This is a genomic window from Flectobacillus roseus, from assembly GCF_030056595.1.
GTDB lineage: Bacteria > Bacteroidota > Bacteroidia > Cytophagales > Spirosomataceae > Flectobacillus > Flectobacillus roseus.
Genome location: NZ_JASHIF010000012.1, coordinates 44,351 through 69,773, shown reverse-complemented (window position 1 = coordinate 69,773; position 25,423 = coordinate 44,351). Strand labels below are relative to the sequence as shown.

The 25,423-nt window shown below is 38.4% G+C and carries 20 protein-coding genes; 15 read left to right on the top strand and 5 right to left on the bottom strand.

The genetic code is table 11. The features are described from left to right. Window positions 1–230 precede the first annotated feature (230 nt). The 3 genes from QM524_RS15595 to QM524_RS15585 are packed head-to-tail and all read left to right on the top strand — an operon-like array spanning window position 231 to window position 3,868. Entirely contained in the window at window positions 231–812 is a 582-nt protein-coding gene (locus tag QM524_RS15595; protein ID WP_095160236.1) for an RNA polymerase sigma-70 factor, read from the top strand. Between the two features lie 48 nt (window positions 813–860). After that, a complete protein-coding gene (locus tag QM524_RS15590; RefSeq protein ID WP_283345281.1) occupies window positions 861–1,898 on the top strand; it encodes a FecR family protein in 1,038 nt (345 codons plus the stop codon). A 47-nt stretch (window positions 1,899–1,945) separates the two neighbouring features. After that, complete coding sequence (locus QM524_RS15585; RefSeq protein ID WP_283345280.1) at window positions 1,946–3,868, top strand: STN and carboxypeptidase regulatory-like domain-containing protein; 1,923 nt, start codon at window positions 1,946–1,948, stop codon at window positions 3,866–3,868. 548 nt (window positions 3,869–4,416) lie between these two features. On the opposite strand, the gene QM524_RS15580 is transcribed toward QM524_RS15585, so the two are convergent. Continuing rightward, window positions 4,417–4,893 carry a DUF1573 domain-containing protein gene (locus QM524_RS15580; RefSeq protein ID WP_095160190.1) on the bottom strand — a complete coding sequence of 159 codons (477 nt, stop codon included), beginning with the start codon at window positions 4,891–4,893 and terminating at the stop codon, window positions 4,417–4,419. Window positions 4,894–5,347: 454 nt separating this feature from the next. Here QM524_RS15580 and QM524_RS15575 point away from each other — a divergent pair, with 454 nt between their 5' ends. The 5 genes from QM524_RS15575 to QM524_RS15555 all read left to right on the top strand — a co-directional run bounded on the left by QM524_RS15575 (window position 5,348) and on the right by QM524_RS15555 (window position 11,163). After that, complete coding sequence (locus QM524_RS15575) at window positions 5,348–7,762, top strand: alpha-ketoacid dehydrogenase subunit alpha/beta (RefSeq protein ID WP_283345279.1); 2,415 nt, start codon at window positions 5,348–5,350, stop codon at window positions 7,760–7,762. Between the two features lie 425 nt (window positions 7,763–8,187). Next, window positions 8,188–9,660 (top strand): 4Fe-4S binding protein, encoded by a 1,473-nt coding sequence (locus QM524_RS15570; RefSeq protein ID WP_283345278.1) that lies wholly within the window; start codon window positions 8,188–8,190, stop codon window positions 9,658–9,660. Window positions 9,661–9,731: 71 nt separating this feature from the next. Beyond that, a complete protein-coding gene (locus tag QM524_RS15565; RefSeq protein ID WP_095160187.1) occupies window positions 9,732–10,226 on the top strand; it encodes an NADH-quinone oxidoreductase subunit J family protein in 495 nt (164 codons plus the stop codon). Window positions 10,227–10,233: 7 nt separating this feature from the next. After that, the gene (gene nuoK / locus QM524_RS15560; protein ID WP_095160186.1) at window positions 10,234–10,542 is read left to right on the top strand and encodes an NADH-quinone oxidoreductase subunit NuoK; all 309 of its coding nucleotides are present in this window, start codon (window positions 10,234–10,236) and stop codon (window positions 10,540–10,542) included. Window positions 10,543–10,650: 108 nt separating this feature from the next. Further along, window positions 10,651–11,163 carry an acyl-CoA thioesterase gene (locus QM524_RS15555; protein WP_095160185.1) on the top strand — a complete coding sequence of 171 codons (513 nt, stop codon included), beginning with the start codon at window positions 10,651–10,653 and terminating at the stop codon, window positions 11,161–11,163. Between the two features lie 115 nt (window positions 11,164–11,278). On the opposite strand, the gene QM524_RS15550 is transcribed toward QM524_RS15555, so the two are convergent. From QM524_RS15550 to QM524_RS15540, 3 genes are all read right to left on the bottom strand, one after another. Next, window positions 11,279–11,575 (bottom strand): putative quinol monooxygenase, encoded by a 297-nt coding sequence (locus QM524_RS15550; protein ID WP_283345277.1) that lies wholly within the window; start codon window positions 11,573–11,575, stop codon window positions 11,279–11,281. Window positions 11,576–12,043: 468 nt separating this feature from the next. Beyond that, the gene (locus QM524_RS15545) at window positions 12,044–12,904 is read right to left on the bottom strand and encodes an SMP-30/gluconolactonase/LRE family protein (RefSeq protein WP_283345276.1); all 861 of its coding nucleotides are present in this window, start codon (window positions 12,902–12,904) and stop codon (window positions 12,044–12,046) included. 513 nt (window positions 12,905–13,417) lie between these two features. After that, window positions 13,418–13,888, bottom strand: coding sequence for a nucleoside deaminase (locus QM524_RS15540; protein ID WP_095160182.1), 471 nt, complete (start codon window positions 13,886–13,888; stop codon window positions 13,418–13,420). A 520-nt stretch (window positions 13,889–14,408) separates the two neighbouring features. On the opposite strand from QM524_RS15540, the gene pyk reads away from it, so the two are divergent. The 5 genes from pyk to gldD all read left to right on the top strand — a co-directional run bounded on the left by pyk (window position 14,409) and on the right by gldD (window position 19,975). Further along, the gene (pyk, locus tag QM524_RS15535; RefSeq protein WP_095160181.1) at window positions 14,409–15,881 is read left to right on the top strand and encodes a pyruvate kinase; all 1,473 of its coding nucleotides are present in this window, start codon (window positions 14,409–14,411) and stop codon (window positions 15,879–15,881) included. Between the two features lie 622 nt (window positions 15,882–16,503). After that, window positions 16,504–17,310 (top strand): LytR/AlgR family response regulator transcription factor, encoded by an 807-nt coding sequence (locus tag QM524_RS15530; protein ID WP_229241890.1) that lies wholly within the window; start codon window positions 16,504–16,506, stop codon window positions 17,308–17,310. A gap of 180 nt (window positions 17,311–17,490) precedes the next feature. Next, on the top strand, window positions 17,491–18,222 hold the full coding sequence (locus QM524_RS15525; protein ID WP_283345275.1) for a lysophospholipid acyltransferase family protein: 732 nt from the start codon (window positions 17,491–17,493) through the stop codon (window positions 18,220–18,222). A 175-nt stretch (window positions 18,223–18,397) separates the two neighbouring features. Beyond that, a complete protein-coding gene (locus QM524_RS15520; RefSeq protein WP_095160179.1) occupies window positions 18,398–19,177 on the top strand; it encodes a TIGR00266 family protein in 780 nt (259 codons plus the stop codon). Window positions 19,178–19,381: 204 nt separating this feature from the next. Further along, window positions 19,382–19,975, top strand: coding sequence for a gliding motility lipoprotein GldD (gldD, locus tag QM524_RS15515; protein ID WP_449757798.1), 594 nt, complete (start codon window positions 19,382–19,384; stop codon window positions 19,973–19,975). 116 nt (window positions 19,976–20,091) lie between these two features. On the opposite strand, the gene QM524_RS15510 is transcribed toward gldD, so the two are convergent. Further along, entirely contained in the window at window positions 20,092–22,488 is a 2,397-nt protein-coding gene (locus tag QM524_RS15510) for a TonB-dependent receptor (protein WP_283345273.1), read from the bottom strand. 293 nt (window positions 22,489–22,781) lie between these two features. Here QM524_RS15510 and QM524_RS15505 point away from each other — a divergent pair, with 293 nt between their 5' ends. Together QM524_RS15505 and QM524_RS15500 are read left to right on the top strand one after the other, a co-directional pair. Then, window positions 22,782–23,507: a nitroreductase family protein gene (locus tag QM524_RS15505; protein ID WP_283345272.1), complete on the top strand. Its 726-nt coding sequence runs from the start codon at window positions 22,782–22,784 to the stop codon at window positions 23,505–23,507. A 235-nt stretch (window positions 23,508–23,742) separates the two neighbouring features. Then, window positions 23,743–25,212 (top strand): amidohydrolase, encoded by a 1,470-nt coding sequence (locus QM524_RS15500; RefSeq protein WP_283345271.1) that lies wholly within the window; start codon window positions 23,743–23,745, stop codon window positions 25,210–25,212. Window positions 25,213–25,423: the final 211 nt, after the last annotated feature.

The window sequence follows — 25,423 nt, the reverse complement described above, 5'->3', positions numbered from 1 at the left end:
CATAGAAGTAATTAAGGTTAGTTAATGAGAATATTATTTTTGTACATCATTTCAAAACCTAGGGCTTTTTTAAAATACACTATACCTTTTATAATTAATAGATGCCGTTTAAAACTAATTGCTTAAGATTAAAAACTGAAGCTGTGTAACTTTGTGATGTCTTGATTAAAATTGTTTTTTTTAATCAAATTGATTTTCTTTAAACTTAAATCCATCACAAGCTCTTGGCCTTGCAACTTACTGATACCGACATACTCGAAGCAATTCGACAAGGAAATGAACGTGTTTTTGAAGTAGTCTTTCGAAAATACTATCAAGCCTTGTGTAATTATGCCTTTGGCCTTCTCAAAGATATGGACGATGCCGAGGAGATTGTACAAGGGATGTTCCTGAAGGTATGGGATCAGCGTCAGGACTTAGAAATCACTGTTTCGCTGAAGTCCTATTTATATCGAGCTGTGCATAATACTTGCTTAAATCGTATTAAGCACCTCAAAATTCAAGATACCTATCGCCAGCATGTGGGGGATTTTATGGAAAATAACCACGTGTCAGCTACCGATGAACTATATAAAGCAGAATTAGAAGCGCGTATAGCCGAGGCCATCGAAAAACTTCCAGAGCAATGTAGATTGATTTTTCGGATGAGTCGTTTTGAAGAACTAAAATACCAAGAAATTGCCAATGAACTTCAGCTGTCGGTAAAGACTGTTGAAAATCAAATTGGAAAAGCACTCAAGATATTAAGACAAGAGCTAGCCGAGTATTTGCCAAGTATTCTTTGGCTCGGACTTTTGTTATTTCACCACTGATAAAAAGATTCTTACTTGTGCCAAGCGTACACTTGGCTTTGAATAAATATGGCAGAGCATCAAAACATAGACGAACTTTTAGCAAAGTATTTGGCAGAAGAAAGCCCAGAGGAGGATTTCCCCGAAATCCAAAACCATCTGAACGAGCTTCCTGATGGAAATACCGTCTTTGAACATTCCAAAATCATTTGGGATGCAAGCGCTGCATTTCAACAAAAAAAGCCTTGTGATATAAATGCTGCTTGGCAAAAAGTTAAAAAGCAAATGTCCTGTCCTTCCAAATTGGAGGATCATACGCCAATTGTTCATCTCAACGAAGCGTCAACTATTATTCGTCCATTATCCGAAAAACGAGTAATTCCTTTCAAGAGAGTGATAAGTATTGCAGCAAGTGTAATTGTATTGATGGGACTAATGCTTTTTCTCTTTTGGAAACCAACATCTGAGTCAGCTCCACTGCAAGAGTCAGTTGCACAGGAAAAAGTTCTCAACTACACTTTGCCCGATGGCACTAAAGTAACCCTAAATCGTGGTTCAAAAATTTCGTACCCTTCTACCTTCGAAGGACAAACACGTGAGATTACTTTGCAAGGAGAAGCCTTTTTTGATGTCGCGCACGATGCCCAACACCCTTTTATTATTCATGCACAAGGCGCAGCTATAAAAGTATTGGGAACGTCGTTCAATGTTAATGCTTATTCGAAACAGGTAAAAGTGTGGGTGAAAACAGGTAAAGTTCAAGTCAAAAAATCCTCTTCAGTTATACAATTACTCCCAGGCGAACAAGCAGAAGTACAGGGCGACGAGGTGGTGCGTTCGACGTATGTGGATGCTAATCAAGCTGCCTATTTTTCTCAAAGCTTCAATTTTGAAAATACCGAATTATCTTCTGTTGTAAACACCCTAAGTCAAGTGTATGGCGTAAAGGTAACCTTAGCCAACGAGGCGATGAGCCATTGTAAATTGACCGTAAATTTTGAAAAGGAGTCGTTGGAAAATATTCTTGCCGTAATTGCTACAACTTTCGACATAAATGTACAAAAGCAAGGTCAAAATTTCGTTTTAGAGGGAAAAGGTTGCCAATAATTTCCTAATTTTGGAACCTCAAAACTCTCTTTAAACAATTTGAATCTATGTCCTTTAGTGTACGAAGCATAATAGCGTTTTGGACTTTGTCTGTATGCTTGTTGGTACACTCCAATACCCTTGCACAATCTGCTAATCTTGAGCGAGTAGTAACTGCTCGTTTTTCGGATGCTTCTGTAGAGGAAGTACTGTCCTATTTGTCTGTTCAGGGCAATTTTAAGTTTTCATACAATTCTTCATTGATCGACGAAGACAAATCGGTTGAATTAATTCTTGTTAATAAGACGATTCGCGAAGCCATTGGTTTGTTGTTCAAAGGAACGATTCGTTACAAGGTGCAAGGTCAATATGTGATATTGCTCAAAGCCGAACGCGACCCTGTGTATATCAGTGGCGTGGTATATGACGCTGTGTCTGGCAAAAAACTTCCCAATGTCAGTATTTATGAACGTAACAGTTTAGCCTCCACCATTACCAACCAAAATGGTTATTATCGCATAAAGCTCAATCATACAAAAACGATTTTTAAGTTATCGGTATCGAGTCCTCAATATGAATCACAGACCTTGACTATCAAGATTTTACAGTCAGAATCTAAAGATTGGGCACTTCAGCCTAAAGTCAAACAGCCAGAATTACCTTTTGATGACAATTCACCTCATTTTCCTAACTTGATAGATACCATTGCGGTGCCAAAGGAGGTTCCTATTTTGGTACCTAGAGTGCCTATGACAGGTTTGCTACTTTCTGAATATAGCGTGGCAGATACTACGGATAATATTTTCCCGATTTATCGAAAAGACTCTAATCGCTTGTTTCGATTTTGGGAAGAAATCAAGTCGAGATTTAGTAGAATGATGATTGCTCGTACCCAAAGAATTCACGATAAAAACGTAACAGATACCTTATCTCGTCCTTTTCAACTATCAGTATTACCATTTTTAGGAACCAATAAGCTTCTTTCTGGAAGTATCGAGAACAGAGTTTCGGTCAATATTGTGATGGGTTATTCGGCAGGAGTACGCAAAATGGAATTTGGGGGTGGTCTGAATGGTGTACGCCGAAATGTCAACGGTTTTCAATTTGCTGGTGTAGGAAATATTGTTGGAAAGAATGTAACAGGTGTACAGATGGGTGGGGTGTTCAATACGGTTTTGGGCGAAACCCAAGGTGTGGCTATGACACTTGGTTGGAACCATACATGGAAAAATATGAGGGGTTTACAAGCCGCTGGTCTTATCAATATTACTCATAAAGAAACCAAAGGTGCACAATTATCAGGTGTGTTAAATGTGACAGGGAAGCTCTCTAAAGGACTTCAAATGGCGCCAGTCTTGAATGTGGTGTTAAAAGAGTCAAAAGGATGGCAAGTTGGGCTTCTCAACTTTTCCCATAAAATCTCGAAAGGAGGACATCAAATTGGTTTTTTGAACTTTAGTGATTCATCCGCCACAGCACCAATCGGCTTTTTGAGTTTTGTTGGTAAAGGAAATGGCTATAAACGATTTGAAGTGGCTATAGATGAGATACAATCCGCTAATATCACTTTCAAAACGGGCGTTCCTGCCTTTTATAATATCTTGACCCTTGGTTCCAATTTTGTGCGTGCCTACGAACTGGTAAATATTGGCTATGGTTTCGGACGAGCCTATAAACTAGGAGGTAGGTGGATGATGAATACTGACGTTACAGGTGGGTTGATGGTTGAGTACAATCAGTACGGAGAGGTTAACCAAGGGGTTTTATGGCGCTTTGATTTAGGCTTTGAAAAATTCTTAGCACGTAATTCAACGCTTACCTTTGGTCCATCCATCAAGGCGCTGGTAATCGACCCTGCCAATTCATCGTATGCCAATGGCAAACCCTTCAAAAATATGCCAACTTATCAGGCGATTCGTTCTACAGAAAGATTTACACTTTGGTATGGTTTCCAAATGGGATTACGCATCAAACAACGATATGGAGACTAGTGGAGTTTGGAGTTGTGAGTGCTGAGTGAGGAGTTGTGCTTTGTGCTTGCCTAAAATATGCTCAAGGCTTTCAGGTATCGGCTTTCGGCGGTGGGCTTTGTAAAAAAGCATGTCTATGGTCATTAAAAACATGCTAACACTCTTTGCTTTGTGCCTGTTGCATAGACATAAAATTTAAGATTGTGCTTTAAGCTTTCAGGTATCGGCTTTCGGCGGAGGGCTTTGTAAAAAAGCATGTCTATGGTCATTAAAAACATGCTAACACTCCTTGCTTTGTGCCTGTTGCATAGACATAAAATTTAAGATTGTGCTTTAAGCTTTCAGGTATCGGCTTTCGGCGGAGGGCTTTGAAAAAAGCATGTCTTGGGTTATTAAAAACATGTTAACACTCTTTGCCTTGTGCCTGTTGCCTTTTTTCAAACTACTTCTATAAAACAAAAAAGGCGTCGAAAATTCGACACCCTTATTGTATGATTAAGAGGCTAAAAGGGATTTCTATCAAATATTTTCTAGAAAACCGATGGAGCCTCAGCTAAAGAATCTTCCGATTATTTACCAGATTTTTTCTTAGCAGGCTTTGCTGGAGCAGCAGGAGCAGCATTTTTAGTTACTGTTGGTACTGGAGCCACTGCAGGAGCAGCTTCAGTTGCAGTTCCTTTTGGAGCTACTTCACCTTTGATTGTCAAAGCGATTGTTGGAGTTTCTGAGTTACTGATAACTGTAACAGTTTTGTTAAAAGCACCAGGGCGACCAGTTGAGTTAAAAGAAGCAGTTACTTTACCTGTTTTTCCTGGAAGTACTGGTTCTCTAGTCCAATCTGGAGTTGTACATCCGCAAGAAGGTTGAGCATTAGAAATTACTACAGGTGCAGTACCAGTGTTAGTAAATTCAAATGTGTAAGTAGCCTGTGTTCCTTCTTCGATTTTACCAAAATCGTGACTTTCAGTTTTGAATTTGATTACTCCTTGTGCATTTGCCAATGTCGCAGTGAACAAAAATGCGAAAAAGAAAAATAGTTTTTTCATTTGAACAGAATGTTTAGTTGTTATTAAATAGCTTTACAAGCTTTCGTAATAAATATACGAAAAAGTAAGGAATTTGTTTCCGCAAAACTTATTTAAAGGACCAAACTAATGAGCTTTAAGCGGATTTTATTCTAAAAAAAAGCTGAAAAATTATATTTTTTTGAAAAAAGTATAAAATAATACAGAATCAAAATAATACTTCAGTTTTTCTTGAGTGAATTGATTTATTCCAAAACAAAAGTATACTACATCAAAAGGTTGGCAAAATCTTTGAGAACCTTTAACAAATTATTAACAACTCTCCAAAATTTCTACTGTTTGTTATACTAATTAAATTATCTTATTTTTGATACAGCTTTAAGTTGGGGGGTAGATGATTTTGATTCTAACTTAGAAAACTTAAACACACCATCAACTGTATCTTTAATTCTATTTTTATCAGCCCGAAATTGCCGTGTTGGAAAACGAACTACTGTCAGAAACAATTTTATTTAAAAAAGAGTCGGTTATCGAGGATTACCGTCTTGCACGTATTAGCCGCGAATGCTCTTTATTAGTAAGGAAAGAAGTATTTGCTGGACGTGCCAAGTTTGGTATTTATGGTGACGGCAAAGAGCTCGCCCAAATTGCTCTTGCAAGAGCTATGAAGGCAGGTGACTTTATTTCTGGGTATTATCGTGACCAAACGATTGTGGCAGCCGTCGGCGATATGACTTGGCAACAGTACTTTGCACAGCTATATGGTCATCCTGATAAAGCACACGACCCCCACACTGGCGGACGTACCATGAACAACCACCACGCTACACAATGGCTAGATGAAAATGGGCATTGGGTAGACCAAACAAAATTATTTAATTCGGTTGCTGGTATATCTTCTACCGCTGGACAAGTACCAAGAGCTATTGGTATTGCCTATGCTTCGAAGCTCTATCGAAATGTACCTGAACTTCAGGGTGAAATCGCTGAAAAGTTTTCGAAACAAGGCAATGAAGTATGCTTTTCGACGATTGGTGATGCTTCTACTTCGGAAGGTATGTTCCTAGAGTGCATCAATGCCGCAGGCGTTTTACAAATACCACTAGTGATGGCAGTTTGGGATGATGGTTATGGTATTTCGGTGCCAACTCAATATCAAACTACTAAACATTCTATTTCAAAGGCGCTAGCAGGTTATCAACGCACAGAAGATGAAGCTGGTCTTGAAATTATTTCCGTAAAAGCTTATGATTATGTAGGCTTGATGGAGGCTTTTCACAAGGCAGCTCAGTTGGCTCGTGAAAACCATATTCCTTCCTTGATTCACGTAGAAGAGGTGACCCAACAACAAGGACACTCGGCTTCTGGCTCGCATGAGCGCTATAAATCTCCCGAACGTTTACAATTCGAAATAGACTTTGACTGTAATACTCACTTCAGAAAATGGATTCTTGATAACGAGTTTGCCACAGAAGAAGAGTTATTAGCCATAGATCAGGAAGCTGTAAAAATTGCTCGTAAATCACAGAAAGATGCTTGGCAGGCCTATATGGATTCAATTAAGCCTGAGAAGGAGGATGCTCTATCTTTGATGAACCAAGCAGCAGCAGAAAGTAAAAATGGCTCTACCATTAAACAAATAGTAGAAGAACTTCGTAAAACCATGAATCCTATCCACCGTGATAGCGTAGTGGCAGTAAAGAAAGCCTTACGTTTGTTAAGGTTCGAAGAGTTTCCTGCTAAACGTGGTTTAATAGAATGGCTTGAAAAGTCAAAAGAGGCTAATTTTGATCGCTTTAACTCGTTCCAATTTTCGAATTCAGACGAATCGGCTTTCAAAGTTTCAGCACAACCAGCTATTTACGAAGAAGGTGCGCCACTGGTAGATGGTCGTGAAATTTTAAATAAAAACTTTGATCATTGGTTAGCTACAGACCCACGTGTTTTTATCATTGGTGAAGACGTTGGAAAAATCGGTGACGTTAACCAAACTCTTTCAGGCTTGCAAGATAAGTTTGGGGAGTTGAGAATTACCGATACTGGTATCCGTGAAATGACCATTGTAGGTCAGGGAATTGGTGCTGCAATGCGTGGACTGCGTCCGATTGTTGAAATTCAATATTTAGATTATATATTTTATCCATTTGCAACACTTTCAGACGATTTGGCTTGTTTGCATTACCGTACAAAAGGTGGACAAAAGTCTCCGATGATTGTGCGTACTCGTGGACACCGCTTAGAGGGTATCTGGCACTCAGGTTCGCCAATGGGAGTGTTATTAAATGGTTTGAGAGGGGTTCATTTATGTGTACCTCGCAACATGACCCAAGCGGCAGGTATGTACAATACATTGCTTCAAAGCGACGACCCTGCTGTGGTAATTGAATGCTTGAATGGCTATCGTCTCAAAGAAAAATTACCTACAAACTTGTATGATACGCGTGTTTCTCTGGGTGTTCCTGATATCCTTCTTGAAGGTAGCGATGTTACTATTGTTACGTATGGTTCTATGTGTCGTATTGTGATGGAAGCAGCAGCTCAATTGGCGCAAGTAGGTATTTCGGTGGAAGTTGTAGATATTCAAACCTTGTTGCCATTTGATTTAGGACATAAAATCGTAGAGTCAATCAAGAAAACGAATCGAGTAATTTTTGCTGACGAAGATATGCCAGGCGGAGGTACAGGTTATATGATGGGCGAGGTATTAGACAAACAAAATGCCTATCGTTGGCTCGATTCAAAACCAGTTTGTATTGCTGCCCAACCGCATCGTCCTGCTTATACATCTGATGGCGATTATTTCTCAAAGCCTAATGTTGACACAGTTTTCGATGCCGTTTATGAAATGATGTCTGAAGCTCAACCAAGTCGTTTTCCTGATTTATATTAGGGATTACATTTTGGAAAAAATATCAATGGTAGTATGAGTTATTCCGAATTTTAGGATTATTCTCCAACGTTTCATCAAAAAAGCGGTCGAAAAAACAATTTCCGACCGCTTTTTTTGATACTAATTGCTAGCTGATTCAGCTTTAGGCGCAAGGTATAGGAATAGAGATTTTAAAAATAATCACTCATTCACTCAATCTCAACTCACTAAATTAGGGATGAGTCATGTTTATAGCAAATACCCGCTTCACAGGCTCAACTTGTTACTAAAAACCGTCCCCTCGGATTCATTTTCCAAAAAAAATGGTTTACTCTATAAAATCAGTATTTTATAGAGTAGTTTTGTGGTAATTGTCTGGAGAGGTAAAATTTCAAGGATAAAATTTTATCAAAAACTCTCCAAATGATATTATTCGGTACCAAATTATGCAAAAAGGAGCAAACAGTACATATTGGGGAAATATCAAAGAGGGCATTAAATCTTCTCTGAAAGGTTTGTCTTTGTCGTTTAAGCACTTTAAAGATGCTCGTCAAAGTCGCAAACCGATATTTGTAGATGACCCACAGTATTTCGATCAAAAAACAGGGATTGTCACTACACAATATCCTTATGAGCAATTACCCGTACCTGACAATGGACGTTATCAATTGCACAACGAAATGGATGATTGTATTGTATGTGATAAATGTGCAAAAATCTGTCCTGTTGATTGTATCGAAATTGAGCCCATCAAAGCAACTGGTGTGGTGAGTTATGCTTCGGATGGCTCGGCAATTCGTTTGTATGCTGCCAAGTTTGATATCGATATGTCAAAATGTTGTTTCTGTGGCTTGTGTACGACGGTATGTCCTACCGAATGTCTTACCATGAAAAAGGAGTATGATTTTTCAGTATTTGACATCACTGAACACAATTTTGCTTTTGGCAACCTTACAGAGGAACAAGCTGACGAAAAGAAAAAATTATATGAGCAGTATATGCTTGAGAAAGAAGCATTCAAAAAAGAAACAGCTGCTCAAAAAGCAGAACCGAAAGTTGCGTCAAAACCAGCATTTAAGCCTGCTGCTCGTCCTGTAGCCAATACCGAGACTCCTGCTGAGTCTTCAGCGGATGATACTGCCGAAGCCCCAAAACCAGCACCAAGACCTGCTTTTAAACCAAAAATGAAGGTTGAAAGCGATGAGCCTAAACCTATTACAGACGAAACTTCTACGGAAGACACGCCAAAACCAGCAGCTCGTCCAGCATTTAAGCCAAAAATGAAGGTTTCACCTTCAACCGAATCGCCTGTTGAAAATACGACAGAAGGTACCGATGAAAATGCTACAACGGCGGTTGATGAAGTCAAGCCAGCAGCTCGTCCAGCTTTTAGGCCGAAGTTTAAATCAGCCTCAAAACCAGCCGATGAGGTAACTGAGCCAGTTGTAGAAGCTAGCACAGAGGTATCGCCAGAAGTTGAAGCTCCATCGGAGGAAGTCAAGCCCGCTCGTCCAGCCTTCAGACCTAAGTTTAAGCCAGCTTCAAAGCCAGCCGATGAGGTATCACCAGAAGTTGAAGCACCATCGGAGGAAGTCAAGCCTGCTCGTCCAGCTTTTCGACCGAAGTTTAAGCCAGCTTCAAAGCCAGCCGATGAGGTATCTGAGCCTGTTGTAGAAGCTAGCGCAGAGGTATCGACAGAAGTTGAAACACCATCGGAGGAAGTCAAGCCTGCTCGTCCAGCTTTTAGACCGAAGTTTAAAGTTCCAGCAAAAGCAGAAGAGGAAACATCTGAGCCTGTTGCTAAAGTCGAACAAGAAGAGATAAAAACAGAAGAAGCCAAGCAGGAGGATAGCACTACAAGTGAAGAAGCGCCCAAGCCTCGTCCTGTTTTTCGACCAAAATTTAAAAGACCAGAATAAGGTTTTTGAACTAGATATTTGACCAACCATAAATCTCAAGAGTTTTGATACAATTTGTATTTATAGCTTTCATGGTACTGACCTTAGCTTCGGCTTTGGTCGTATTACTTACCAAAAATGTCTTGTATGCGGCCTTTAGTTTGCTTGGTACATTTTTAGGAGTATCGGCATTGTATGTATTGGCAGGGGCAGATTTTTTGGCTGTAGCCCAAATCTTAGTTTACGTTGGAGGGGTATTAGTACTCCTTATTTTTGGGGTAATGCTAACCAATCAACAAGGAAATAAAAGCCGTGGACGCAATGATATTACCACCGAAAGTTCCAACCGAGTTCTTGGGGTATTTGTGATGTTGGGTTTTAGTGCTACTTTGCTATACACCTTTGGTAGAGCAAGATTTTTGACCATTCAAGATAACCTATTTGAGGCTGTAGAACCTACTTCTACTACTCAAACGATAGGAGTAGAGCTAATGACCAACTATGTATTACCCTTTGAAGTTTCAGGTATATTATTGATGGCAGTACTGATTGGAGCAGCTTATTTAAGTACCAAAACTAAAAACTAATCAATCCATGGATAACAGCTTTTTGCCTTACTACTTACTCACAAGTGCCTTGTTGTTTAGCATAGGACTTGCTTTGGTAGTTGTCAAACGAAACATTATTGTGGTACTGATGGGTATCGAATTAATGCTCAATGCTGTCAATGTTAATTTGGTGGCTTTTAGTAAAAATGACCCTAGTCTTCAGGGACAAATATTTTCTTTGTTCGTAATCGTTGTGGCAGCTTGTGAAGCAGTCATTGCTTTGGCGATTGTTTTGAAGGTTTATGAACATTTCAAAACCGTTAATCTCGACGAGATAAATGAGTTAAAGAAATAGATTCTTTCAATTGTCCTTTTCTCCTTTGCATTCAAGCCTGTCTGCCCAGGTCTGGTATATATAACTTCATCAATCTAGTAATAGGTAGAAATTACTTTTATTTAAACAATGGCAAAGAGCAAACCAGTATCAGAATCGCTTACTACCATGACCGAAATGATTTTTCCAAACGATACCAATACGCTCGGAAATTTGATGGGTGGAAACCTCATGAGAATGATGGACGTAGTAGGGGCTATTTGTGCACAAAAACATTCGAACCGAATCGTAGTAACAGCTTCTGTTGACAACGTGTCGTTCAAGGAGTCTATTCCACTTGGAAGTGTAGTAACACTACAAGCCAAAGTGACTCGTGCATTTAGTTCTTCGATGGAAGTGGTGATTGATGTGTGGGCCGAAAATATCCCAGCAAAAGAAAGAGTTTCGACCAATAAAGCCTTTTTTACTTTTGTAGCAGTAGATCAATCTGGTCGCCCTATTGATGTGCCTCAGGCTGTTCCTGAAACAGAAGATGAAATTGCTTTGTACGAAGGAGCTTTACGTCGTCGTCAATTGCGTTTGGTATTGGCTGGACGTATGAAAGCTCAGGATGCTGTCGAATTAAAATCGATTTTCGAATAAACGTTTCGAGTAACGATATAACATGAGTTATTCAAAATTGAGTGATTGATGATTGAGTAAATGAGTGATTTTTATCTATATTCAAATAATAATCACTCATTCACTTAATCGCAAATCACTCAATGATTTCCACTCTTTCTGAAGAAAAAGCAATAGGCTTTTCCTTGAACAACGCCTTTGTGGCCACCCAAGTTTTTTGGAAAAGTTCTGAATCACGATATTGATTCAAATGTTTTTCGCTTTCCCAATAACTGTACGTCATAAAGACATTAGGTTGGTTGGCATCTTTGAGAAATTCGAGATGATGGCAGCCTTCAAAATGCCTAATCTTATTTTTGGACGTATTAAAAATTTCAAGAAAATCATCTACTTTATCTTCCTGAAAAGTCATTCTTACCATTCTAATAATCATCTTTTTCTTGGGTTTTGTTTTGTTATAGCTGTTGGTTTTTGGCTTACGGCTATCAGTAAGCTGTACTATTAGGTAAAAAGTCGTTAAAGTATCTTATATTTCTTTAGCTTTCGGCTTTTAGCATTCGGCAAAAATATATCTATTTTTAGTAACAATAGATATGTTAGCTGTTTCAAGTTTAAGAACTTGGAACGCCCAATAAAAAGCAGTCTCTGACTGCGACCTTGCTCAAACCGAATATCCTAAAGTATTCAATCTTTGGTATTGAATATGCTAGTGGTGCAGTCGCAGACTGCACTTGATTTATTGTTCCAAGTTGGTAAACTTGAAACAGCAGGGGGTGGGCTTTGGAAAAAAGCATGGCTGTGGTTAATAAAAACATTTTAACACTCTGTGCCTTGTGCCTGTTGCCTTGTCCCTAAACACATAACTTAAAAATTATTCTGCTCGATTACTTAAAAGAATTATTTATCTTATCTTAAACTTCTCCATGCCTTTACGATCTTGTAAAGTCACGAATGCTTCTTTTTGATTTGGACTGAATACCAGATTACTCGTTTGTTTGCCTTTGGTAGTGACTTCTTTTATCAGTTGTCCCGAAGGGTTGAAAATAAGAATTTTACCTAATCCCCAACGAGTTACATACAGTTTCCCTGATTTATCACATTTCATACCATCCAAACCGCCGTCATTGAATGAGGTAAAAAGACGTTTATTACTGATATTTCCTTGTGCATCCACATCAAATGCCCAGATATTTCGCTGGATACTTTCATTGACATATAACGTTTTTTCATCGGGACTCAAACAAATACCATTGGTTGTACCCATGTCTGACGACAACAAATGTGAAGAGCCATCTGTATCTATTCTCCAGATTTGACCTGTGCTTTGTTTCCAATTGGGATCACTTGCAAAAAGTACATTTTTACGAGTAATACAAATATCATTTGGTTGATTAAAACGGTCATTATGGCTAAATACCGATACTTCTTTGGTCTGCATATTTACCTTCAATACATTATGCCCTGAGAAATCTGCCAAATACATAGCACCTTTATCATCGAATTGAATAGCATTTGCAGTGCTTCCTTGTGGTAAAGTAAGAAATAATTCACAAGAGCCATCAGGCATTACCTTAGCGATAGTACCATCTTTTTGGAAGTTTACCACATACAATTGTCCTTTGGAGTCAAAGTTGGGGCCTTCGATGTTTTGAGTAAAAAGATTTTCCTTCGTGAAATCTTGTGCTTGAAATAAAGTTTTGGGACTACAAGAAGAAAGTCCAATAGCTGCGATAGCGCAAGCGAGGTAAGTTGACTTAAACATAGTTGATTAGAAAAAATTGGATAGTAGCTTCGAATATACTTGTAATGAGGGAGAATTAAAAGAATTTGAAAGGTTGAAGAGTTGAAAATTGAAGGTACAAGAAGCACAATGACTAATAGTACTGAAATACAATTAACTACTTTTCTTGTTTTAGAAATTAATGCAAAACAAGATTGAATTATTAGGCTATCGGAAATTAGCTATAGGCATTCGGCAAAGTGTTTTATGGTTGCCCAAAGAATATTTTGCCGAATGCCTATAGCTAACGACTGAAAGTTTAAAAGTAAAATACCTTTATTTTTTACAAAATAGAGAAGCTTATACTTCCGAAATCCAACATCCGATATTAGTGCTGTACGAAGGATTCTAAACTATTTCAGATTTGGGATTTTTGATTTCGGAAATAAAGTAAAATACCTCTATTTTTTACAAAACATAAAAGATTACAATTCCGAAATCCAACATCCGATATCCGAAATAAACAGTTTTAATGATTCAGAATTTACACTTAGCTTAGTATTCTGTTTTATCACTTTTATCTTTCCAGAATTGAAAAGCTTTTTGTGCTTCTTCACGACCGAGCGGAATCATTTCGATTTTGCGTTGATGTAGTGGTAAAGGAATTTCCTGATAGATAAAGGCATCGTCAAATCCAATTTCTGCGGCATCCTCGCGTGTGTTGGCGTAATATACCTTACGAGGTCGAGCCCAATAGATAGCACCAAGGCACATTGGGCAGGGTTCGCATGAGGTATAAATTTCACAATCTTCTAATTGAAATGTTCCTAAGTTGTTACAAGCATCTCTGATGGCTACTACTTCAGCGTGCGCCGTTGGGTCATTTGAAGAAGTTACTTGGTTAAAACCTCTACCCACAATTTCTCCATTTTTGACCACAACCGCACCGAATGGACCACCTTTTCCACCAGCCGAACCTTTCAAAGAAAGCATGATAGCTTCCTGCATAAATTTTTCTTTTTGCATAAAATCTAAAGAGTTTGTTTAATGAAATTAGTAAGGGAATGAATGGATATTTATGCTAAATAAATATCTGCTTGAGCGCTAAAAAACTGCCAGCTCGTAGACAGTAATACCTCCTTGTCGCCAAAAAGGCAACTTGGCAAGATACAAAAAAAATGCTTATAAAGGTCAGTGAAGTAAAAAGCGAAAAAACGCTAGTAGAGAAACAAGGATAGATCTAACCAAAATATATTCTTTTTGTAAGAATACATTCGGAATCATGTTAACCAAAAAGAAATAAACTGCAAACTTTCTTCGGTTTGGTGCATATTATTCCAAATTTGCCTAATTTAGATGCAATTTATGATGCCTAAAGCTAGGGTTCGTAATAAATACTCAAAATAAGATTCTATTTTCGATTCATAAATTGTAAATTGCAACATCATTTGAATTTTTTGTCGAGTTGTCGAGAGCTCAATAGCTGTAAAAAGTAGAAGAATTCGATAACTTTCCCCAATCATATCCCTTAAACTGTAACCGAAAGATGTCTTATCAAAGAAAGACCAAGATTGTAGCTACGATTGGCCCAGCATCAGAATCACCAGAGATGTTGACCAAGCTTGCCCAAGCAGGTGCAAACATATTCAGACTTAATTTCTCGCATGGTACTCATGAAGACCACCTTCAGAGAGTAAAGAACATCAGAGCTGTCTCTGAAGCATTAGGTACAAACCTAACGATTCTTCAAGATTTACAAGGTCCGAAAATTCGTACTCAGCTTGTTGAAAACAACGGCGTAGAATTGATTGCTGGTAAAACGCTTACTTTCGTGATGGACGAAAATGTGGTAGGTACATCAGAAAGAGTAGGTACTACTTACACTTCAATGTACTTAGACGTGAATCCAGGAGAGCGTATCTTGATGGATGATGGTAACTTAGAAGTAAAAGTATTAGCAGTAGACAAAGAGAAAAAAGAGGTAGTTACCGAAGTAATTTATGGTGGTATCTTGAAGTCTAAAAAAGGTATTAACCTTCCAGGTACAAAAGTTTCATTGCCATGTTTGACTCCAAAAGACGAAGCGGATTTGTACTTCGGTTTGGACAATGGTGTTGACTGGGTTGCGCTTTCATTCGTACGTAAGGCAGATGATATTTATGATATCAAACAAAAAATCGCTGCTTACGGAAAAGATACTAAAGTTATCGCTAAAATCGAGAAACCAGAAGCTATCGATAACCTAGACGAAATCATTGCTGCTACTGATGCGATCATGGTAGCGCGTGGTGACTTGGGTGTTGAGATGGATGGTGCTGAAGTACCACACCTACAACGCGTAATGGTAGAGAAGTGTACTCAAGCTGGTAAGCCAGTAATCGTTGCAACTCAAATGTTGGAATCAATGATTACTAATCCAGTTCCTACCCGTGCAGAAACTTCTGACGTTGCGAACGCAGTGTTACAAGGTGCTTCGGCAACGATGTTGAGTGCTGAGTCTGCTTCAGGTACTTACCCTGTGAAGTCGGTAGAAACAATGGCACACATCCAAGAGGTGGTTGAAGAGCAACAAAACAAAATCGAAATCGTAAAAGGTGACGAGGCTGCTATCTACTTCAAAAATCACTCGTTGGCTAACAATGATTCTAAATACGCTTTGAACGACCGAATGATTGCTAGTGCATGTCGTTTGGCTCGTGATACGAAAGCTGAAGCGATTCTTTGCATCACAAACAGTGGTTACACAGCGTTCCGTTTGTCTGCTCACCGTCCTAAAGCTAATCTTTATGTATTCACATCAAACAAAGCTATCATGACTGTGATGGGATTGTTGTGGGGTGCTAAAGTGTTCTATTACGAAGCTGACGGAAAAGATGTAGAAGCTACTGTAAATGGTATGACTGACATCTTGGTGGCGAAAGGATTACTTGCAAAAGGAGATACATATGTAACTACTTTGAGCGTTCCTTCAAATAAAGATTTGAAAACTAACACCGTACAATTAGGTGTAGTTGAGTAATATTACCCTCCCATAATAAAAAAGGCGTATCCTTCGGGTACGTCTTTTTTATTATTATCTCCTTCAAAATAACAGATTTTTGAATTACCAAATGGTAATTTTTAAGCCGTAAATCTAATATTTATGGAGCTTATTAGGAGATGAGGAGGTAATGATTGTATTTTTATGAGAATATACTATTAAAAATTGAGTCTTGTAAAAAATCAGTTGTAAGAGGGGAAATAAAGAGACTGTCGTTATTTCTTATTAGACGGTAGGTATAGTTGGCAAGAAAGTTGTTAATTTTATCCATAAAATACATGATAGTCGTGAGAAATGGGATTTAACACAGTTATTCCTGATACAACTTGGTAAAACTTCCTTAGCAATCCTCATGGTTTTTAGTGTTAATTTTTAATCATTTGAAGAAAAAATTAACATTTTGAGCAAAGACGATTTTTCGAATCTATTTGACTAAAAATAGGGCTGAGTTTTTCGAAATAATCAATGAGGACACAAACAAAATGCAATAGAATTTGCTATATTAGCAATAAATCCGAGGTATTTACTAAAATATCAATCCTGATTAGTTCACAGGTGTTGAACTGTTGTTGTTAATTAATTGAAAATCAGTTACTCAGGTATGGCTAATAGACTGCCTTATTCTCCAAGAGCTGGTAACCGCCATTATCACGACTTGTTAAATTTACAACCGATGAGTAAGAAAATTAAAACTATCTTGGTAGATGACGAGAGACTCGCGCGCCAAGAGCTAAAGTACTTATTACAAGAGTTTTCAGACATTCAAATCATTGATGAAGCTGAGAACGTAGATGAGGCTTTGGAGAAAATACACCGTCTTCAACCTGATTTGATTTTTCTAGACATTGAAATGCCAGAAAAAAATGGCTTTGATTTGCTAGAAGAATTAGAGTTTGTTCCGAAAGTGGTGTTTGTAACAGCCTACAATCAATATGCGATTCAAGCATTTGAATCTGAGGCTATGGACTATATTCTGAAGCCTACAAAAACTGAACGTTTGGCTAAAACGATTGAGAAAGTACGCTCAGAAATTCAGCAAGAAAGAGCTACAGCAGCTGTTTCAGAAGGTCGATTGTCACCAGATAAACGTATTTTCTTGAAAGATGGCGAAAAGTGCTATTTCGTGAGATTGTCTGAAGTGTTCATGATTGAATCTGTTGGTAACTATTGTCGCTTCCATTTTGGCAACAATCGCCCGATGATTCACCGTTCATTAAATAAAATCCAAGAACGCCTCGATCCTACGATTTTCTTTAGAGCAAATCGTCAGCAAATTATTAATACTGAGTATATCCACGATATAGATTCTTACTACAAAGGTGGTATGAAAGTGGTGTTGAATAATGGTATCGAATTAGAAATTTCGACCAGAAACTCAGTAGCCTTCAAAGAAATGATGGGAATCTAAGTTTAATATTGACAACTCACATCTATGATTATAGCAATATACAGAGACTAAATGTGATTCTTGCAATACAATATTTCCAGAGCTTGGTAGCTATTGCTATCAAGCTTTTTTATTGTTTTCTCAATTCTTTCCTGACAATTATCTTCTCACAACTGAAGACTTTTCTCTAATTTTGTCTCTATGCGTATTTTTAAAACTCTTTACAATATCTGGGCAGCGTTTTGGTTGCTATTTATTTTCTTGCTTCTGTTTCCGTTTTTCTGGTTATTTCTTCAAAAAGAATCATGGAAACCTAAAGCTCACTATCTAAATCGTTTGTGGGGAAAACTGTATTTCCCAATGATTGGAGTGCCTATTCGTGTTGAATATCGTTTTCAACCTGATACACAACAAGCTTATGTTTTTTGTGCTAATCACTTTTCATATTTGGATATTGCCGCTATGGGAGTTGTGTTGAAAAACTACTACGCATTTGTGGGTAAAAGTGCTATTAAGAAGGTGCCTCTTTTTGGGTATATGTTTTCAAAACTGCATATTCAGGTAGACAGAGAAGACCGTAGTAGTCGTGCCAAATCGATGACTCGTTCGGTAAGAGCTTTGCAAAATGGTAGAAGTATCGTGATTTTCCCTGAAGGTGGCATTAAATCTAAAACGCCACCATTGATGCACAAACCTTTGAAAGATGGAGCTTTTGTGATGGCAGTGCAGCAGCAGGTTCCTATTGTGCCTGTGACGTTTGTGAATAACTACAAAATCATGTTCGATAGTAATCCTTCGTTGACTCGTATGCCTTTGCGTGTGGTTGTGCATGAGCCTATTTCAACGGTTGGAAAAACTCAGGAAGATATTGAGGCCTTGAAAGAAGAAGTATTTCAAGTAATTCAAAGTACGCTTTTGGCATACAACACATAATATTCATTAGTTTTTGAAGTACGGATATTTGAATGAGACAAGGTCGTCCGTTTTTAGCACCGATTACTCAACAAATTTGCCAATTATCCACAAATGTTATTTTTAGAACTAATTCTTTATCTTAATTTGCAACATAAGATTAGCGTTTTACTGAATCTAAAAACTAAAACAAACTATGTACTCACACGAAATTGATTACAAGATTATTGGTGAAGATATCCAAATTGTAGAGATTGAATTAGACCCTAACGAAACCGTGATAGCCGAAGCAGGCGCCATGGTTTATATGGAAGATGGTATTACTTTTGAAACTAAAATGGGTGATGGCTCTAACGCTGACAACTCTGTTTTGGGTAAAATCTTCCAAGCTGGTAGTCGTTTGTTGACAGGAGAATCCTTGTTTATGACGCACTTTACTAACCGTGGTTACGGTAAACGTAAGGTAGCTTTTGCTGCACCACACCCAGGTACAATCGTTCCTATTAATTTGGCAACTATGCCAGGCAATACTTTAATTGCTCAGAAGGATAGTTTCTTGTGTGCAGCATTGGGTACAAAAGTATCTATTACTTTCAACCAACGTATTGGCTCTGGTTTCTTTGGAGGCGAAGGTTTTATTCTTGAAAAATTACAAGGCGATGGTTTGGCGTTTGTACACGCTGGCGGTACAATTGTAGAAAAGTACTTGAACAACGAAACCTTAAGAATTGATACAGGTTGTATCGTAGCTTTTGAGCCAACTTTGAGTTATGACATTCAACGTGCAGGTAATTTGAAATCAATGGTTTTTGGTGGAGAAGGGCTATTTTTAGCTACAATGCGTGGTACAGGGCGTGTTTGGATTCAATCAATGCCACTTTCTAAATTAATTCGTACACTTTCGCCTTATGGTCAAAATACTAATAAGGAAGGTGGCTCGGTATTGGGTGGATTAGGTAATTTATTCGAAGATTAATCGTAAGTGTAAATTTTGCAATAAAGTTTACATAAGAACGTTTCCTCTTAGATTTTATACTTGAATGATGTAGTTTTGCAAGTATTATCAGCCTGTCTGAAGCGTCTAGCTATTTGGAATAGGGCACACTCACCAATAACTACTTTTGTAATGAATCTCAAAAAAATTCATACATATACGATTCAAAGAAAACCTCATGGTCTGATGGCTGTGAGGTTTTCTGCTTTGTTAGTACTCCTTTTGATGAGCATATCGGCTTGTCGTCAAAAGAAGGAGGATGATGGTTTTACGCCCAAACCTAAAGGCTATAATCGTATTGATTTGCCCAAAGCTGAATATCAAATGCTAACCGAAAAGCATCCATATAGCTTTGAATATTCTAAACATGCAATCATAAAACCCGATACTGTTCGATGGGCGGAGCCACACTGGATTTATATTTATTATCCAGAGATGAAAGCAATGATTCAGTTGACCTATAAATCTTTGGATGGCGACCAACAAAAGCTGGCTAAACTGATTGATGATGCTCACCGTTTGGCTGCAAGACATAATATTAAGGCCTATTCTATCAAAGATTTGGTGATGAAAACCAAGTCGGGCAAAACGGCTAAATTGATAGAATTAGAAGGAGAGGTACCAACGTATGTGCAGTTTTATACGACTGATTCAACAAAGCATTACTTACGTGGTGCTTTATATTTCAATACTGCCACCAAAAGTGATTCTTTAGCTCCTGTCATTGACTATCTCAAAACCGACGTCATTCGCTTGATTAATACCTTGCAGTGGCGTTAGTGGAATTGTGAGTTGTGAGTGAAGAATTGTGAATTATTTTAACAAGACTAGAAAATGGTAGAAGGTTTATGCTAATTCAAAAAATAATTCACAATTCACTCATTCAAAATTCACAATTAATGAATCGGTACTACCAATTTTATACTGACATTCCTTCCCATGTTATAAACTCCACGTCGTTGTGTAGTGGGGTTGGTGTCGAGGTATTTGAGTCGGCTTTGATGGTTTTGGTAGGCTAAGTCAAAGAGGTTGTTGACATTGATATAGAGAGAAGCAATAGTCTTTTTATCTTTGTTCCGCCAAGTCATACCTGTTCCTAAATTTACCAGGGAATAAGCTGGCGTAATCGTTTCGGTATTGTAAGCCAACAGGACCTGATTTTGGGTTTGATGATGTTCTAATTCTGCTAAGAAATACACATTTTCTACATATTTCCCCCAAGTTTTTTTATTCCATTTTACTTGACTAATCCATCGTGCAGGTGGCATAAACGGTAGATATTTTGACGAATCATTAGTAGCTTGTTGGTTAATACCTTTTACCATCGAATAACTTTGGTTGAGACTTAACCAAGGTACAGGAGTAAAGTTGACAGTTGCTTCCAAACCTTGCAGTAGAGCATTGCCTTGTACATATCTAAACACGGGCACTTGATTGACCAAGGAATCTTTGCCATTTGGCGCCTGAACTCTTTCAGAATAAGTATAATGTTGAATTTGGTTTCTAAACCAGCTTACATCAATATACCATTGACGGTTTTCCCATGTAAAACCAATATCTGTCTGTAGCGAAACTTCTGATTTTTGATTGCTATTCCCAATTTCATAACGAAAAGTCCCTGCGTGTTCGCCGTTGGATGATAATTCGGGAACAGATGGCGCCCGAAATCCTCTCGCCATATTGCTACGCATACTTAGATTGGAGTTGAATTTAAATACTAGTCCCAAGCTACCAGTTATGTTACTGTAAGAGCTACTTAAACCACTAAAACGTTCTTCGATTGCACCGTTAGGAGAGGTCTGAAATTTGCCATCCGCATCTACGTAAAGTTGTGCGATATTTAATTGACGATAGTCATAGCGAAGTCCTCCGCTCACAATCAAATTATTCCATTTCTTTTTCGAAAAAATAAAAACTCCTTTATCTGCTAAATCAAAATTGGGATATAGCGTTTCATTGCCTTTATTATTCATGTTTTGCCATAAACCATTACTTCCAAAGCTAGTTTCCCATTGATTTCGCTCGGGCAAATGTAAGCGAATATCATAGTAATAGTTTTGCAAAAAGAAATACAAATCTGGCTCAAAAGGCTTGTAGATATTCCCATATTCACGACGATGATTTTGGGCATATGAGAATGTAAAACTCAATGAAGATGCCCCTAGTTGAAATAAAGAGTTACTGGTTAATTTGTAATTACTCAATGCTTGTGAGTTACTAGGGTTAATGGTTCTGCCTTCAAGTTCTTGAGGAGATACAGGAATCAATTTTTCTTCTCCATTTTCTAAAATAGCTTTTACAAAACGTCCTTGTGTATCGCGCTGTCCATCGATGATATTGATATTTTGTCCAAACTTTGAAAAGTACAAACGAGAGTATCCCCATTTCTTTTGTACACCTACTATTCCTGAAAAATTAAGTTCATTGAAGTTTGAACCCCAAACTCGACCATCATACTTATTTTGATAGTTTTGAGCATCTTTTAGGCTAAATCTTGCCTGCCAGAGTAAGCCATTTTGGTTGTGTGCCAAAGTGCCAGATACTCCATGAAATCCTTGATTAGTCTGATAATTATATAAAATATTTCCAGCTAATGAGGTATTTTCTGGTGGTAAAATAGAAATGACGGACATGACCCCTCCAATACCATCCGAGCCGTACATCAACGAACCAGCTCCTCGAATAATCTCATATCGATCGATTGAATATTCGTCGATATGTAATGAATGTTCTTCGCCCCATTGATTATCCTCTTGCCGTACTCCATCATGCATCGTAATTACTCGATTAAAACCCAGTCCACGAATAATAGGCTTCGACAACGTAGCGCCAGTGGTAATTTGCGACATGCCAGGGAGTTTACTAATTGCATCGACAAGGTTGGTACTACCCGATTGTAGCCATTGTGTTTTGGAGAGTGCCGCAATAGGAATAGGACTTTCTTTAACGACCGTCTTACTTGCCGAGCCAGAAACAATAACTTCTTCGAGCGAAACTGCACTTGGCGTAAGCTTAATATGTAGCGTAGTGTCAGTGTGAAGATCGATTTTTTGAGTATAGGTTTTATACCCAATATGACTTATTTGTAGAGTATAGGTGCCTTTTTTAAGGTCACTGAAGTAAAATTTACCATGCTGTTGACTCAAATTTCCGCGACGCAATTCAACAAGGTAGAGATTAGCCCCGATGATTTCTTCTTGATTATCGGAGGAAATAACCTTTCCTTGAATTTGTACCTGTGCTTGGCACATCACAGAGTACAATAGTCCTAAAAGTAGTAATAATTTTTTCATGAGAGTGAAACAAGAGTTTTGTAGGGCTTAGATAGATCTAACTATTGACAATAGTTTAGTTTTGGTTTATTAAATTTTTAGGTTAATCTAAAAATTTAAACAAATATAGACTAAAAAATATATTTGTCAATGCTTATTCGCCTAAAAGTCAGAAGAAAACAAAGTTTGAAGCATAAACTTAATTGTATCAAAATGATTTATTCCTTGGTATTCCCTGCCTTTCTGCTTTGATTTTTGGCTGAGAATTTTAACTTTGTAAAACCAGCCCAATTTGATTCATCAACACACGACTCATGCAGCAAGATTTTTTTGCCAAGATTGTTAACTATCGCCGTTCGGTTCGAGTATATGATGCTCAAGCCGAAATAGACGAGCAGGTTATCCAAAAAAGTTTGGAGTTAGCCACACTTTCGCCCAATAGCAGTAATATGCAACTTTGGGAATTTGTGTGGGTGAGTAGTCCAGAGAAAAAGGAGGCTATAGCCAAGGCTTGTTTCAATCAGTCTGCTGCTCGAACAGCCCCTCATCTTATCATATTTTTAACCCGCCAAGACCGTTGGAAAAATATGGCTCAATGGAACTTGGACAATATCAAAAAACAATTTCAGGGAAAAGAACTCACGGGTCGTGACAAGCGAGCTATGGATTATTATGGCAAACTGATGCCCTTGTTTTACCGCAATGACTGGTTTGGCTTTATGACTTTACTTCGCAAACTTATCATTTTAGTCAAAGGATTTAATCGACCGTTTTTGAGAGTTTCGTCCCATGCCGACCAACGAGTGATGGTGCATAAGTCATGTGCTTTGGCTGCACAAACATTTATGCTAAGTATGGCCTCGCATCAATATGATACCTGTCCGATGGAAGGTTTTGATAGTCGTTTGGTCAAAAAATTGATTGACGCTCCAGCAGGAGCCGAGGTGTGTATGATTGTAGCTTGTGGAAAGGGAGCAGACGATGGCGTCTATGCAGCCAGAACAAGAGTGCTATCAGAGGAGATCATTCGGAAAATATAGTATGTTAGTGGGCAAAAATTAGAGCTAAGTTTTGTGTTTTAGGCACTAGGCAACAGGCACAAGGCAAAGAGTGTTAAAATGTTTTTAATGACCACAGACATGCATTTTTCCCAAGCCCACCGCCGAAAGCCGATACCTGCAAGCCCAAAGTACAATCTTAAATTTTATTTTGCCACGCACTTAATACCAAAGTCCACAATATTCACTTTACTAAAACTAAAACTTACCTTTATTTATGAAGAAATGCGTTTTGCTAGTGCTTTCGATGTTATCATTCGCAAGTATGGCACAAAAAAAGAAAGCTGCTACAGCAAGTCCTTTGGAAGCTGAGAAGCAAGCGATGATTGGTAATCTTGACAAACGATTCGATGAATATGCCAAGATTTCAAAACAAATTTGGGATTATGCAGAGCTTGGCTACATGGAAGAAAAGAGTTCTCTTTTATTGCAAGAGCAATTGAAAAAAGAGGGCTTTCAGGTACAAGCAGGTATTGCAGGGATACCAACGGCCTTTGTAGCAACTTATGGTGCAGGGAAACCTGTAATAGGTATTTTAGGCGAATATGATGCTTTACCAGGCTTGGCACAAGAAGCTACTCCCGAAATAAAACCTATTCCTAATCAAAAAGGAGGACATGGTTGTGGACATAACCTTTTTGGTACGGCGTCGGTGGCGGCGGCTATTGAAGTAAAGAATTGGTTGCAAAAATCAGGTAAGCCAGGAACCATCAAAATTTATGGCTGTCCAGCCGAAGAGGGTGGTTCAGGCAAAGTATATATGGTTCGTGAAGGGTATTTCAACGATGTAGACGTGGTATTGCACTGGCACCCAAGTTCTGCGAATGCGGCGGATGCAAGTACGTCATTGGCGAATAAAAATGCTAAATTCCGTTTTAAAGGCATCGCATCGCACGCAGCGGCCGCACCTGAGCGTGGTCGTTCGGCACTCGATGGCGTAGAGTCGATGAACTATATGATTAATATGATGCGTGAGCATATCCCTCAGGATACGCGTATTCATTATGTAATCACCAAAGGAGGTGAGGCTCCTAACGTAGTGCCAGCCTATGCCGAGGTATATTATTATGCGCGTCATAAAGACAGAGCAATCTTACAAAGTATTTGGAAACGTATCGAAAATGCAGCTCAAGGTGCAGCTTTAGGTACAGGCACAAAAGTTGAATGGGAAGTGTTAGGGGGTGTTTACAACCTTTTACCCAATGTAACATTAGCAACGCTTGTTCATCAAAATATGCAGAAAGTAGGAGGGGTTATGTATAATGACGAAGAGAAAAAGTTTGCAGAGAAAATTGCAGAAACATTAGGGGAGCAAAAGCAGGATATCAACAATGCTGCTAAGATTAAAAATTTTACTGATGCATCAGAAAGTGCCACATCAGGAGGTTCGACCGACGTAGGGGATGTAAGTTGGGTAGTACCAACGGTTGGTTTAGGTACTGCGACTTGGGTGCCAGGCTCGTCGGCGCATAGCTGGCAATCTACTGCTGCAAGTGGTATGTCGATTGGACAGAAAGGGATGATTGTAGCCGCAAAAACACTAGCAATCACAGCGCTTGACTTGATGAATGACCAAGCGACTATTGATAAAGCGAAAGCTGAGTGGCTAGAAAAACGTGGAGGAGCTGACTTTAAATATGAAGCATTACTCGGAGACAGAAAACCTGCCTTGGATTATAGAAAGTAAGCATGAGTCATCCCTAATTTAGTGATTGGTGATTGAGTGCATGAGTGATTTTTCTAAAATTGGCATAGTGATATCAAAAAGCGGTCGAAAACATATTTTTCGACCGCTTTTTTGATGCTATTAAGCTAGATATGAATGGCTTAAGACGCAATCATTGCTTCTCTACTGATGGAATACAAATTTTCACATAATCACTCACTCGCTTAATCAC

Coding starts and splice junctions, on each gene's coding strand:
- QM524_RS15570 (WP_283345278.1), top strand. CDS start 8,188: ATGCAAAAAGGAGCAAACAGTACATATTGGGGAAATATCAAAGAGGGC.
- QM524_RS15520 (WP_095160179.1), top strand. CDS start 18,398: ATGTACTCACACGAAATTGATTACAAGATTATTGGTGAAGATATCCAA.
- QM524_RS15580 (WP_095160190.1), bottom strand. CDS start 4,893: ATGAAAAAACTATTTTTCTTTTTCGCATTTTTGTTCACTGCGACATTG.
- QM524_RS15565 (WP_095160187.1), top strand. CDS start 9,732: ATGGTACTGACCTTAGCTTCGGCTTTGGTCGTATTACTTACCAAAAAT.
- QM524_RS15550 (WP_283345277.1), bottom strand. CDS start 11,575: ATGATTATTAGAATGGTAAGAATGACTTTTCAGGAAGATAAAGTAGAT.
- QM524_RS15525 (WP_283345275.1), top strand. CDS start 17,491: ATGCGTATTTTTAAAACTCTTTACAATATCTGGGCAGCGTTTTGGTTG.
- QM524_RS15555 (WP_095160185.1), top strand. CDS start 10,651: ATGGCAAAGAGCAAACCAGTATCAGAATCGCTTACTACCATGACCGAA.
- QM524_RS15545 (WP_283345276.1), bottom strand. CDS start 12,904: ATGTTTAAGTCAACTTACCTCGCTTGCGCTATCGCAGCTATTGGACTT.
- QM524_RS15510 (WP_283345273.1), bottom strand. CDS start 22,488: ATGAAAAAATTATTACTACTTTTAGGACTATTGTACTCTGTGATGTGC.
- pyk (WP_095160181.1), top strand. CDS start 14,409: ATGTCTTATCAAAGAAAGACCAAGATTGTAGCTACGATTGGCCCAGCA.
- QM524_RS15500 (WP_283345271.1), top strand. CDS start 23,743: ATGAAGAAATGCGTTTTGCTAGTGCTTTCGATGTTATCATTCGCAAGT.
- QM524_RS15540 (WP_095160182.1), bottom strand. CDS start 13,888: ATGCAAAAAGAAAAATTTATGCAGGAAGCTATCATGCTTTCTTTGAAA.
- QM524_RS15585 (WP_283345280.1), top strand. CDS start 1,946: ATGTCCTTTAGTGTACGAAGCATAATAGCGTTTTGGACTTTGTCTGTA.
- gldD (WP_449757798.1), top strand. CDS start 19,382: ATGGCTGTGAGGTTTTCTGCTTTGTTAGTACTCCTTTTGATGAGCATA.
- QM524_RS15590 (WP_283345281.1), top strand. CDS start 861: ATGGCAGAGCATCAAAACATAGACGAACTTTTAGCAAAGTATTTGGCA.
- nuoK (WP_095160186.1), top strand. CDS start 10,234: ATGGATAACAGCTTTTTGCCTTACTACTTACTCACAAGTGCCTTGTTG.
- QM524_RS15530 (WP_229241890.1), top strand. CDS start 16,504: ATGGCTAATAGACTGCCTTATTCTCCAAGAGCTGGTAACCGCCATTAT.
- QM524_RS15505 (WP_283345272.1), top strand. CDS start 22,782: ATGCAGCAAGATTTTTTTGCCAAGATTGTTAACTATCGCCGTTCGGTT.